Origin of the sequence: Engelhardtia mirabilis (assembly GCF_007748095.1) — a bacterium.
Classification (GTDB): Bacteria; Planctomycetota; UBA1135; order UBA1135.
The window spans coordinates 2,674,707-2,686,623 of sequence record NZ_CP036287.1 but is presented as its reverse complement, the minus strand read 5'-3'; the positions used below and the strand labels follow the sequence as shown (position 1 = coordinate 2,686,623).

Below are 11,917 nucleotides of genomic sequence, written 5' to 3'. Positions count from 1 at the left end.
CGCTGGCGACGCCAGCGGCGATCGGAGCCCGGGAAGTGACGCCAAATTTCTGATCCAGGACACTAGGCGGTAGAGAGCGAGTTATGCAGTGGGGATCGGGCTGCAGCGCGGCGATTGGCGGCGCGGGGCGTTCATGGCGGACGGTCCCTCGCTCGGAAGGAACCGGCCGTCGAGTCCAGCAGCTCGATGGGACTTCAGACGCTGGCGCCGTAGACCTCGGGCTTGAGTGCGCCCACGTAGGGCAGGTTCCGGTAGCGCCCGGCGTAGTCGAGGCCGTAGCCCACGACGAAGAGGTCGTCGACCTCGAAACAGCGGAAGTCCGCGTTGAGCTCCACCGCCCGCCGGGCGGGCTTGTCGAGGAAGACGCAGGTCCGGACCTCGGCGGCGCCGCGCGACATGAGTTCGGCCCGCAGGGACGACATGGTCCGCCCCGTGTCGAGAATGTCGTCAACGAGCAGCAGTCGGCGACCCGCGATCTCGTTCTCGGAGGGGAAGAAGTTCAGGTCGAGCTCTCCGGAGGTGGTCCCGTCGCGGTAGCTCGAGGCCGCCAGGAAGGCCAGTTCCAGGGGGATCGGAATGCGCCGGACGAGGTCGGAAACGAAGATGCAGGACCCCTTGAGCACACCGACCACCGTGAAGTCGGCGCCCCGGTAGGTGGCGGTCAGCTCGGCCGCGACCCGATCGATCCCACTCAGAATCTCACGTTCGTCGAAGAGGACGGTCTCGATGTCGTCGTGCACTTGGAATCGGCCGTGAGTGAGGGTCGAGGAGGTCGCCCGCGCAGGATTGGACGGGCACCGCGGGAACGGGACCGCGGGGGAGGCGGTCGGAGGACTTCATCGCCCTCGGGTCGATCCGACAGGTTAGCGGACACTCGCTCTCGCCGAAACCACCGGGGTGGACGGTCCTTCGTGCGAGTTCAGACACTAGAATCCCCCTGCCGGAGTGACCCGAGCCACGCTCGGGCCGCTCGAGGAGTCTCGGAGTGAATCCGTGGACCCTCCCGAGGACGGCGGGGCGCGAATCGTGCTCCCCACCCGGGCCCTGGCGATCCGGACCCTCCTCATCCGGGCCATCGGGGACGGCGTTCGAAGTTCGAGGCGTCCGAAGATCGAGGTGTCCGAAGGAAGAGGCGCCCGGATTCGAGACCGATTTGGCGTGGATCCGAATCGTCCGGCTCCGATTCGCTCAGAACCCCAGCTAGCTCGGCAACCCCGAGCAAGTCGTCCCGTTGCCACTCGACCAGACCTGACCGATTGGTGCCATCGACGCAGGGTTCTTTGCGATCGGTGAACGCTGCCCGAGAAGAGATCAACAAGAGGCAGGAGCGTCTGCCCCTCCGTAATGAATCTGGAAGAGTCGAAAAAGCTCTTCTCCGTCGCGCGAAGCGGCCCAAGAGAGTGGCTCCCCCACTCCCGGGCTGACTCAGAACCAACTCCCTCTCCCTCTCCCGACGCACCGGTCTCACGGACCGGTCTGAAACCCGACTCGCTCTGGAGACTCAGATCTCCGAGCCTCAGGTCCCATTCGACCCGAGAGTCGCGAAGCTCCCGAAATTTCCGGGACGAACCCAAAATGGCCAAGCGTCAGTACAACCGCCGCACCGACGAAGAGCGCATCGCCGAACTCGAGCAGAAGATCGAGGAGCAGCGCGAGAAGATTCGCCAGCGCCACCTGAAGGCTCGGGCTCTCTCTCCAGTCGTGCAGGAGATTCCGAAGGTCCAGAAGCGACTTCAGAGGTTCGCGCAGCTCGCCATGGACAACGATCGTCCCGACATCGCGAACTCGACCAGCATGTTCCTCGCGGGCCTGCACCGCATCTACGAGGAGGAGCGCAAGCCCACGAAGAGTGAGCAGGCCGAGTTGGATGCCTTCGAGAACGCGATGGCCTCCGCGACCAGCGACTTCGCTCGTTAGAGGGTCGGAAATCCTTCGAGCGGCTGCCCCCGCTCGAGGGCCCGCGTTCGCTCCAGAGCCACATAGCGCTGGAAGACCCGGCCGCGGGCACCGTCCCGGGCCTTGGCGTCCAGATGCAATCGCCCCTGCTACGGGAGGGGCCTGCTGCGAACAGGCAGCTCGAAGGCCATGTTTGCTGGCGGGGCCGCGCTCACGACAGCGACCCGGGCGCGCCGTGGACCCGAGTTGTCGGAGGTTGCTCCGGACCAGGCTGCCATGCCGGTGGCTGCTGTGCGGCCAGGCTGCTGCGCGGCCGGTCGCGGTGCCGGGGCGCATTCAGATCTGATCCAGGACACTAGTCAGCGCGCCGCGCTCACGGAAGGGTTCATGTCGTGCGCGTCGGCTGTCCAAAGCCCTCGGGTTCGGTACCACCAGTGCACGACCGCATCGTCGGGGGCGCGCTCCCAGCCGGGGAGCGCGTCCAAAGCGTCGACCATGGCAGGGAGCAGCGCGCCCTTCTCGGCCATGAGGTGGCCGACGCCTACCCATTCCAGCTCCGCGGCGAGTTGCTCGGGTTCCGGCGGAACCTGGCCCAGAAGCAGGTGCCCGACGCTCGGTGCGCGCCGGACCAAGGCCTCCAGCGAACCGCCCGAGCGCTCCGGGAAGAGCGCCAGGGGGGTCGAGCGCTGGTGGATCACCTGGCGCGAGTGCGCCGCTTGCGAACCGGCTCGCACTGGCAGGTCCAGGATCGCTCCCGGCACGGGACTCGCCGCGAGCTGCTCCAGGTTGCTCGACGGAGCCCAGCGCTGGAGAGGCCAAGGAAGGGCCACGGCTTCGAGCAGCGCGAGCCCACCGATAGCCATGGCGATCGGCCGCGATCGGATCGCCGCGACTCCCCGGGCAGCGACCAGTGCCATGGTCAAGGTGGCCAGGGGCAGGACGGCCGCCTCGAGCCAGAGCGATCGCGCCAGGGCGGCCACCGAGAGGGCCACGAGACCGACGATCGCGGGTCGACGCCAGGTCGGCACGCGCAGCACAACCACGGCGCCGAGCAGGATCGCAGCCAGACCCAGGGCCGGGGCCGGTCTCTTCCGCTCCGCAGGCTGCCCAGTCCCGCCCTCCGGGTGCCCGGTAACGAGCAAGCGTGTGAGGGGATGGAAGGGCGAGGGACCGGCGATCGGACGCCTATCGATCGGGGCGCTCCCGATCCGCTCGGGCAGGGCTGAACTCGGCCACCCGCCACCAACGCCGGGTGATTCGGCAGGACCGTCGACAAGTGCGACCGCATCGGGGCCGGCCGCGGATCCGAGCGCTTCGTCCCGAGCCCAGTCGAGCCAGAGTGCTGCCGCGAGGGTCGTACTGAGTGCCAGGGTGAGGCCGAGGGCCACGACCGTGGGGCCGCCCGTGACCCGCGGCATCGCGGGTCGCGCGAACCACGCCCCTGCTGCGGCAGCGAGCGCGGCGGCCAACGCCGTTCCCTCGCCCGCTGCGGCTGCGAACGCCCCGACCACGCCCAGGGCCATGGCAGCCGCCAGTGGCCGTCGCAATCGAACCAGGGCCGCGGCCAGCAGCGCCGCCGCCGGGACCGTTGGCGGCGCCAGACCGGCGTGGGATGCGAGGCCCCGCTCGATCAAGGCGGGGGATGCGACCCACAGGACGGCCGCGAGGATCGATTGGATCCGGCTCAATCGCAGCCTGCGCGCCACGAGGTAGGCCAGGACTCCGCTCGCCATCAGGATCGACAGGGTCAACAGGTTGGCCGCCTGGTGCACCCCGACGATCGACGCCAACTCGGAACCGACCAGGCGCCACACAGCGCCGTGCTCGCCGTCCCCGAGGAACACGCCCCCCGGGCTCGCCACTCGTCGTTCGACGAAGGGACCGCTGGGACCACCCGCCGACCAGAGACCCCAGGCCAACACGTGGCCCGAAGCGGTAGCGCTGGACTCCCCGAGGGGATGGGCTTGGACCGAGCCGGCGCCGGACACGGCCAGGGGCCAGGACAAGCCCACCGCCAACACGAGTGCGACGATCAGCCCCCAGAGTGGTCGCGCACTCAGGGCGACCCGCTTCGGTCGATCAGTTCTGGATCCGTCCTCGCTCATCAGCTCGCGGAGAGGATACTTGCCGCGCGCGGACAGTCCCGCGCCCCTTCCCGACTCGAAGCGAGAGACTTCCGGTGCAGACTGACCCCCCTGACCCGATTCGGGGCGCCGAGGGCGCCGACTCCCTGGAGCGCGAGGTGCTGCATAGAGGTCGGGTCTTCGACCTCGTGCGGGAGAGGATTCGCCTGCCCTCGGGACTCGAGCAGAACCTCGAGTTGGTGCTCCACCAGGGCGCTGTGGCCGTCGCGCCGTTGACCGCGGATGGTCGCCTGGTCTGCGTGCGCCAGTACCGCCACGCCACCGGACAGGAGCTGATCGAGATTCCCGCGGGCCGAGTGGAAGCCCACGAGCCCAGGGAATTGGCGGCCCGCCGAGAGTTGGAAGAGGAGACGGGTCTGCGCTGCGGCTCCCTGGAGCTCCTGACCGAGTTCTTCCCGGCCCCCGGCTTCTGCAGCGAGTACATGTCCCTCTACGTCGCGCGCGACCTGAGCCCGGCGGGCGCAGATCGACTGTCGCCGGACGACGATGAGGAGCTCTCCACGGTGACCCTCGGACTCGAGGAGCTGATTGCCCTGCCCTGCCGCGACGCCAAGACCCTCGTCGCCGCCGCCTTGCTGCTGCGCCGCTGACCACGATCGCGTCCGCGGCCCAGTCGAAACCGCCCTGGGAGCGCAGGACGCGACCGGCCCCGTCGAACGAGGCGATGGCGCCAGGCGAGAGGGCCAGGTAGCCATCACCCAAGCGCGCAACCCGAACGAGTCCGTCGAGGTCGCTCGTCGAGCGCCAGATCCGCGCTTCCACGCTGCCGGCGTCGACTTCGGCCTCGAACTCCGAACCGAGCCCGGCGACGGTCTCGATGCCCGAATCCCCGCCTGCTCCGCCGGCCGCAACGCGTGTGAGTCGTTCGACGGCGAGCGGATCGAGTCCACGCTCCAGACCTCCCCCAGCCGTCCAAGGGCCGTGCGATCGCAGGGTCGCTTCTCGGTCCAGCTCCCAGAGCTCGAGGGCCCCGGCCGGATCGCCATCGACGGCCGCCACGACCCAAACTCCTCCCGAGGCCCTCGGCGCCAGAGCCACCGGAGAGGGCACCTCCAAACGCCGCGTCACCAGCAGACGCCGGTCCAATCGGTAGACGGCCTTGCCGTCCCGATCGGCAACCCAGATCGCAGCGTCTCGACTGCCGTCAGCGACCCAGTTCCCGCCCGATGCGAACGCCAGGACCAGGCTGGCCACGGCACAACACAAGAGCGCGAGTGGCCGCCACGCCCCCAATCGCGCGGCAACGTCCTTCGCCCTGGCAAGGCACGTGCGGGCGATCGACATGGACCTCCGTACTGCCCTCGACTGCACTGCCCTCGCCAGCACCGCCCTCGCCAGCACCGCCCTCAACTGCACCGCCTTCAACTGCACCGCCAAGCCCGCCAGCACCGCCCTCCGAGCTGAAAGCACCCACCGCGCAGACTTCCGACGGGTCAGGCGCCAAACGGCCTCGAGCCGCCGCGCCAGCAGCCTCATTCGCGCGGCTAGCGGCAAGTGCGCCAACCGCCCTCGGTCCCCATCGCCCCCACTGGTCCGTCCCACACCGAATGGACGAACGCGATCGCCCGAGGTTACACCTCGGCTTCGAACTTCAAGCCGGCGGCGGATTGAACGGGTACAGGACCAGGTAGATCACGACCCCGGTCACCGAGACGTAGAGCCAGATCGGGAAGGTCCAGCGCGCCCAGCGCTTGTGGTCCTCCCACCGCTCACGGTGGGCGAGCCAGAAGGTCCGCAGCACCATCGGCAGGTTCACCACGGCGCCGATCAAGTGCGTGATCAAGAGCACCAGGTAGGCGACCTTCCATGGTCCCGGCCCGTTGAACGCAGTGGGCCCCAGCTCCTTCTGGGGGCCGAAGTGGTAGGCCAGGTAGCTGACCAGGAAGATCGAGCTCGCGACGAAGGCGCCCGTCATCAGGCGCGCGTGCAGCTCGCGTCGATCGGCTTTGATCGCCGCCAGTCCGGCCAGAAGCAACACCGTCGCGGTCCCGTTCATGAACGCGTTCACCAGGGGATGCAGGGGCGTGCCCGCCCCCCCATCGCCTTGCATCGCGACCAGGGACGCGATCGCACCGACGCTCACAGCATCACCGCGCGGTCGAAGATCGCCAGGGCGAAGATCACCGGCAGGTAGAGCAGCGACGTCCGCAAGAGGCGCTTCGCACTCACCACGTTCTCGTCCATGGCGAAGGCGATCGAGGCCGCCACGTAGGCCAGCCCCGCGGCCGTGGCCCCCACCGCGTAGACGATCGTGCCCTCGCCCCGCACCAGCGGCAGCAGCGCCGCCGGCAGGATCACCACCGAATAGAGCAGCGCCTGCCGCCCGGCCATGCCCTCGGTCCCGGGCAGGCTCGGCAGCATCTTCATGCCACCGGCGGCGTAGTCCTCGCGGTACAGCCACGCGATGGCCATGAAGTGCGGGAACTGCCAGACGAAGAGCACCGCGAACAGGCTCCAACCCCAGACACCGCCGTCCCCCGCGATGGCGGCGTAGCCGAGCAGCGGCGGCATCGCACCGGGCAGGGCGCCGACCAGGGTGTTGAAGGACGTGTGACGCTTGAGCGGCGTGTAGACCAGGGCGTAGGCGACGATCGTCGCCAGGGCCAACACCGCCGACAGGGGCTCGAAGCGCAGGCCGAGGCCGACCGTCCCCACCGTCGCCATCACCGCCGCCGCGGCGATCGCGTCGCGCACGCTGATGCGACCCGTGGGAAGGGGCCGGTTGGCCGTGCGCGGCATCAGCGCGTCGGTGTCGCGCTCGATGACCTGATTGAAGATGCCGGCGGCGCCGCCTGTGAGGGTCACGTAGAAGGACAACTCGATCAGCAGGGCCGTGCTCGCGTTCCCGTCGCTCGCGAGCCAGCCGCCGACATAGGCGGCCAGGGCGACGAAGCTCGAGATGCGCGGCTTGAGCAGCGTGACCCAATCCACGAGTACCGAGGGCTCGGAGGCCCCGGCGCTGGTCTTCAGTCCTGTGCTCGGTTCGCTCATCGGATTTGTGGGGCGCGGGCTGACTCGGGACGGGGCTTCAGGCGACGGCGTCCGACGTGCGGGCGCCGTCCGCGACCGAGTTGCCCAGCCGCCCCAGCCACAGGGCCGCCGCCACCGACTGGGCCAGGAGCAGCGCCCCGCCGAGGACATGGAGCACCGAAAGGGTGATCTCGAACTCACTGTGGGTCTTCGGATCCCCGGGCGCCGGAGCATCGTAGGCCCACCAGGCCAGGAGCCCGAGCAGGATCTGCACCCCCACCAGGGCGTGCAGCCGAACCTTCAGTCCTCGCAGCCGGCCGGCGGCCTCGCTGTCGCCCGCCGCCGCGGAATTGGCCCCGAGCTTGCGCGCCACCACGATCACCGCCGCCAGCACGAGGAAGGCGAGGGTCAAGTGCACGTGGAGCCGCCCGCCGACACCGTCACCGACCATCTGGCGCAGGCCGTGCCGATACCAGCAACCGACGGCGATCTGACCGTAGACGAGCAGCGCCAGGAGCCAGGCCAAGGCCCGGGTCGCGCCCAGATCCACCCCCGCCGGAGCCGGCTGAGCGACCCGCCAACGCCTCGAGAGGACCAAGGCCGAAGCGGCCAGGATCGCGAAGACCCCCTGGGCCGCGACCCCGTGCAGGAAGGCCAGATCGGGGCTGTTCTCGAGCACCCGGAAACCACCCAGGGTGCCTTGGCCGATGACCGCCAACAGGGCGACGACCGTAGCCCAACGGGCCGAGGCGCCACGGCCCGAGCGGAAGGCGAAGGCCACCGCCAGGAGCGCGAAGAGTCCGACCGCCATGGCCCACAGCCGGTGGGTGTGCTCGACGAAGGTGCCGAAGTCACGCAGCCACATGTCGATCGGGAACAGGGGCATGAAGTGCCCCTCGGCGTTCCACCAGCCCTTGACCGCCATGCCGGCGCCGATGGTCGTGATCACCCCGCCGAACAAGAACAGGGGCACGGCGCAGAGCACCGCCCCGAGGCTGAAGCGGTAGGGCCAGGCTGAAGGCGCCGCGGTCGATTCGGTGGCAGTCATCGGGTGCCTTCCTCGGCCACTTCAGGAGGGCTCGTCGTGTTCAGGGCCGCCAGCCAAGGCTCCCAGGCCTCGGCATAGATCGCTGCGGCCACCTCGGGGGTCAACTCGCTCCCCGCCGCCAGGTGCTCGGCCAGTCCCGCCTCGGTCACGCCGCGCACCGACAAGAAGCGCACGTAGTCGGCCAGGCCGATCAAGTCGGGCGCTGCGATCGATCGGAAGGCCGCCATGCCCGAGCCGCGCACCCCGTCGTAGATGACGTCGACGAGGTCGTCGCGCCGGGGCCGCGGGCCGTTGGACTCGTGGAAGTACTTGAAGGCGCCGGAGCGGAAGTCGCGCGGCGGCGGCTGGAGGTAGGTGGCGGAGGGACCGTTGCCGCCGCCCTCGATGCCGTGGCAGGTGACGCACTGGCTCTTGTAGATGCGCTCGGAGCGCGACGGGCTCGGTAGCCAGTCGCGCAGGTACGCCTCGCCCTGGGCCGCGATGGCCTTGCCGTCGCCGCCATCGTGCACGGCCGCCGCCCACACCTCGCCCTGGTCCTCGATCACCTCCGACCAGTCGACCCCGATCACCTGCCCACTCGCGAGGGCCGCCAGGTCGTCGTGGAAGCGGTGGGCGTTGTCGATCCGCACCGACTTGGCCAGGCGCTCGGACAGGCTGTCGATCGTGAGCAGCCACGGCTCGGAGCCGTCCGCCAGGGGCGCGGGGCGCGGGGCGGCGGGGGTTCCGAAGAGCTCGACAAGGGTCGCCTCCACCTGCGCGATGGCCTCGGGGTCGCCGGCCAGCTTGGCGCGCACCTCGGGCGCGAGTCCCCACTGGTAGGTCGCCGCGCCTCCACCGCTCGAACACCCCGCGAGCGCGAGCGCAGCGGCGGCGAACAGGACCGCCGTGGCGGCGGCCGGTGAGCCAGTGGTGCGGGGACGGGTCATCTCGTGGGGTCGAGGCGGTTGCCGTGGGACTCTGGCCCATGGGCCAGGACCCCAGAGTCTCGTTCCGCGGGGGGGGCGGTGGAAGACGGCAAATTGTCGCACCGGCGGGGTAGCCAGCAGCTGGGGCGGGCCTATCGCCCGCCGAGGGGTCCCCGACGTCGCTACGGCCCGATCGCAGTCGCCCCCTCCCGAGTGCCATTGCGGGGCCTGGCCCGCGCCCATAGCTTCGACGTTCCAATTCGGTCGCCGCGGGTCCCCGGTGGACCCCCTCCCCCAGCGGGCGGCGACCGCTCCGATCCCCCCCATAGCGATCCAACCTTGATCACCAGATCCCAATTCCTCGGCAGCCTCGCGGCCGCCACCCTCCTTCCGGCCCTGGCCTCGGCCGGGACCCAGTACCAGATCCGCGTCGAGGGCCAGGTCGAATACAACGCCATCGGCTCCGGCCCCCTGTCCCAGGTCAACCCCGGGGACCACGCCACGCTGACCTTCACCGTCGACTCGGACCTGTTCGTCAACAGCCCGTCGTTCCCGGTGCGCGGCTACGTGATCGACAAGGCGTCGTACCTGCTTCAGTTTCCGGGCGGCGCTGTGCCGCTCGAGGCTCCGTACACGGGCAACGACCCGCTGTTCACCATTCGCAACAACGATCCGGCGGTGGACGGCTTCTACATCTCGACCGACGTCAACGGTCCGATCGGCGTGCCGCTCGACATCAACGGCAGCTTCGGACCGTTCAACCACAACTTCTACGTGACCTACGGCGGCGACGAGCTGCCGTCGCTGGACATCGCTGACGCGGTGGGCAACTACGACTTCACCGGCCTCACGGTCTTCAACTGGACCATCGACGATGGGCCCTTCAACCCCTTCGGCCTGATCTTCGAGTCGATGTCCGTGACCGAGATCCTGACCGGTTCGGCGACCGTGTTCGGTTGCGGCGTCAACCCGGTCGGCAGCGTCGCGGTCAGCGGCGGCTCGCCGTCGATCGGTGAGACCCTACTGATCGACGTGGACAACCCCCTCGGCACCCAGGCGCCGGGCTCGCTCGCCGCGGCGTTCGTGGCCTTCGCGCCCTCGGCGGCCTATCCCTGCGGTCTGACGGTCGCGGGCTTCGGCATGGGCGGCCCCGGCGCGACCGGCGAGGTCCTCGTGGACACCGCGGGCCCGTCCCTGTTCATCCCCGGCACCGCCTGGGGCGGAGCCGGCAGCCCTTCGACGGTCAGCCTGGCGATCCCGGACGACCCGGTGCTCGTCGGCCTGAAGGCCTACGCCCAGGGTCTGATCGTCGATCCGGTCGCGGCCGGCGGCGTGTTCATCGGGCTGGCCGACGCGGTCGAGATCACCATCGGCAGTTGAACGAGCGGCGCGGCCTCCCGGGGGGGAAGGTCGCGCAAACTCGAGCAGTGCGACATCAGGCGTCCGCGGATTCGTCCGCGGGCGCCTGCTCGCTTGGAGCGGCACCCTTGTAGCCGCGCCCGGCTTCGACGCCCCACTCCAGCAGGCCCAGCGCAAGGCCCAGGATCAGCCCGACCATGATCATGTTGCCGGCCTCGCCGGTCCGGCGCCCGATGAACGACAGGGGCAATGGCCCGAGCATTGCGCCGAGCAGGGGGAACGCGGCCGGGTGCACAGGGAAGAGGCGCAGGACGCCGCTCACGTAGAGCCCGAACAGGGCCGCCAGGAACGCGACCACCAGACCGGCTCCGGGGTTCTCGGTGGCCGTTCCCACGGCGAAGCCCAGGGCGCCCGACGCACAGGCCGCGGGGTAGAGCGGACGGCGGTGCTTGCGAGCGCTCATCGCGGCACCGCCTGGTCGGGCGCGTTCAGAAGGGTCTCGAACCAACGGTCGGTGCGCGTGGCGCCATCGAGCAACTCGCGCAGCTCGCCGTCGGTGACTTGAACCTGCTCGCGCACCTCCATGGTCAAGTCGTCGACCGCGCCGCTCGAGCCGAGCGCGATCAAGGCCAGCACCGCCGCCGCGGCCGCGAGCACCGGCAGGCCGGCGCGGTCGCCGGGGGGGCCGACCAGGCGCACGCTCCAGGGCTGGCGCGGGGGTGTGGCGGCGGCCAGGCGCGCGGCCAGGCCGGCGTCGCGCCAGCTGGGATCGACACCATTGCCGTACTCGCTCCGCAGGGTTTCCAGGAACGCGGCCGCCCCGTCGCGCGCGGCGGCGCACTCGACGCAGCCCTCCAGGTGCCCCTCGTCGCGCGCCCGGTCCAGGGGCGACAGGGCACCGTCGAGCAACGCCTCGAGCCGCCCGCGCACGCGCGTGCAGGCCTCGGGATTCCGGGTTCCGGTTCGGTGGTCATTCATGCGTCGGACAGTCTCTCGCGCAGGCGTCTGACCGCCTGATAGTAGTTGGCACGGGACGCCTCGGTGGTGATCCCGAGCACGGCGCCGATCTCGGCGTGGGACAGGCCCTGGGCCAGGCGCAGGTCGCAAACCTCGCGCTGGCGTTCGGGGAGTTGTTCGAGCGCGGCGCGCAGCCGCCCCGCTTCCTCCCGGCGCTCGAGGGCGGCCTCGGTGGGCTCCGCGCCGTCGGCGACCTGGTCGAGCAGCTCCCCGTCCCCCTCCAAGCGGGCGCGTCGCCCGCCGCGCCGCAGCCGCTCGCGCGACAGGTTCATGGCGATCGAGAGCCACCAGGAGCGCAGCCGCTCGACCTCCCGCAGCTCACCCAGATTCTCGTAGGCCTTCACCACGGCATCCTGGTACAGCTCGCGCGCCTCCTCCGGGTCCGCGCAGAGGCGCCGCACGGACGCCCACACCACCCGGCCGTGTCGGCCGAGCAGGGCCTCGAAGGCTCGGGAATCACCCCGCAGGGTCGCTCGTACGAGATCGCTATCGGTCGGGTCCAAGGAATGCGCCGGCGGGGCAGTGGACGGCCGGCGAGGGGGGCCGTGAAAGGCCGATCGACCTTTCTTCGGCGAAAT

At 70.2% G+C, this 11,917-nt stretch carries 12 protein-coding genes; 3 read left to right on the top strand and 9 right to left on the bottom strand.

Annotated features, from left to right (window positions below; genetic code table 11):
* Nucleotides 1–194: 194 nt before the first annotated feature.
* Nucleotides 195–740, bottom strand: a complete 546-nt coding sequence (gene hpt / locus Pla133_RS09835) for a hypoxanthine phosphoribosyltransferase (RefSeq protein ID WP_145064740.1) — start codon at nt 738–740, stop codon at nt 195–197.
* An 835-nt stretch (nt 741–1,575) separates the two neighbouring features.
* On the opposite strand from hpt, the gene Pla133_RS09830 reads away from it, so the two are divergent.
* A complete protein-coding gene (locus tag Pla133_RS09830; RefSeq protein ID WP_145064739.1) occupies nt 1,576–1,917 on the top strand; it encodes a hypothetical protein in 342 nt (113 codons plus the stop codon).
* A 338-nt stretch (nt 1,918–2,255) separates the two neighbouring features.
* Here Pla133_RS09830 and Pla133_RS09825 read toward each other — a convergent pair whose 3' ends face one another.
* Nucleotides 2,256–4,001: a hypothetical protein gene (locus Pla133_RS09825; protein WP_419192312.1), complete on the bottom strand. Its 1,746-nt coding sequence runs from the start codon at nt 3,999–4,001 to the stop codon at nt 2,256–2,258.
* A 74-nt stretch (nt 4,002–4,075) separates the two neighbouring features.
* Between Pla133_RS09825 and Pla133_RS09820 the strand changes: the two genes are divergently transcribed.
* Entirely contained in the window at nt 4,076–4,630 is a 555-nt protein-coding gene (locus Pla133_RS09820) for an NUDIX hydrolase (RefSeq protein WP_419192311.1), read from the top strand.
* A gap of 1,001 nt (nt 4,631–5,631) precedes the next feature.
* On the opposite strand, the gene Pla133_RS09810 is transcribed toward Pla133_RS09820, so the two are convergent.
* From Pla133_RS09810 to Pla133_RS09795, 4 genes are read right to left on the bottom strand one after another with little or no spacing between them, the layout of a single operon-like run.
* On the bottom strand, nt 5,632–6,123 hold the full coding sequence (locus tag Pla133_RS09810) for a DUF420 domain-containing protein (RefSeq protein WP_419192310.1): 492 nt from the start codon (nt 6,121–6,123) through the stop codon (nt 5,632–5,634).
* Nucleotides 6,120–7,031 carry a heme o synthase gene (cyoE, locus tag Pla133_RS09805; protein WP_419192309.1) on the bottom strand — a complete coding sequence of 304 codons (912 nt, stop codon included), beginning with the start codon at nt 7,029–7,031 and terminating at the stop codon, nt 6,120–6,122. Before cyoE ends, Pla133_RS09810 begins: the two co-directional genes overlap by 4 nt.
* Before the next feature lie 37 nt (nt 7,032–7,068).
* Nucleotides 7,069–8,058, bottom strand: coding sequence for a COX15/CtaA family protein (locus tag Pla133_RS09800; RefSeq protein ID WP_145064734.1), 990 nt, complete (start codon nt 8,056–8,058; stop codon nt 7,069–7,071).
* Nucleotides 8,055–8,984, bottom strand: a complete 930-nt coding sequence (locus Pla133_RS09795; RefSeq protein ID WP_145064733.1) for a c-type cytochrome — start codon at nt 8,982–8,984, stop codon at nt 8,055–8,057. Before Pla133_RS09795 ends, Pla133_RS09800 begins: the two co-directional genes overlap by 4 nt.
* Before the next feature lie 318 nt (nt 8,985–9,302).
* Here Pla133_RS09795 and Pla133_RS09790 point away from each other — a divergent pair, with 318 nt between their 5' ends.
* On the top strand, nt 9,303–10,343 hold the full coding sequence (locus Pla133_RS09790) for a hypothetical protein (RefSeq protein WP_145064732.1): 1,041 nt from the start codon (nt 9,303–9,305) through the stop codon (nt 10,341–10,343).
* Between the two features lie 55 nt (nt 10,344–10,398).
* On the opposite strand, the gene Pla133_RS09785 is transcribed toward Pla133_RS09790, so the two are convergent.
* From Pla133_RS09785 to Pla133_RS09775, 3 genes are read right to left on the bottom strand one after another with little or no spacing between them, the layout of a single operon-like run.
* A complete protein-coding gene (locus Pla133_RS09785) occupies nt 10,399–10,785 on the bottom strand; it encodes a hypothetical protein (protein WP_145064731.1) in 387 nt (128 codons plus the stop codon).
* Nucleotides 10,782–11,300 carry a zf-HC2 domain-containing protein gene (locus Pla133_RS09780; RefSeq protein WP_145064730.1) on the bottom strand — a complete coding sequence of 173 codons (519 nt, stop codon included), beginning with the start codon at nt 11,298–11,300 and terminating at the stop codon, nt 10,782–10,784. Before Pla133_RS09780 ends, Pla133_RS09785 begins: the two co-directional genes overlap by 4 nt.
* The gene (locus tag Pla133_RS09775; RefSeq protein ID WP_419192308.1) at nt 11,297–11,842 is read right to left on the bottom strand and encodes an RNA polymerase sigma factor; all 546 of its coding nucleotides are present in this window, start codon (nt 11,840–11,842) and stop codon (nt 11,297–11,299) included. Before Pla133_RS09775 ends, Pla133_RS09780 begins: the two co-directional genes overlap by 4 nt.
* Nucleotides 11,843–11,917 lie beyond the last annotated feature (75 nt).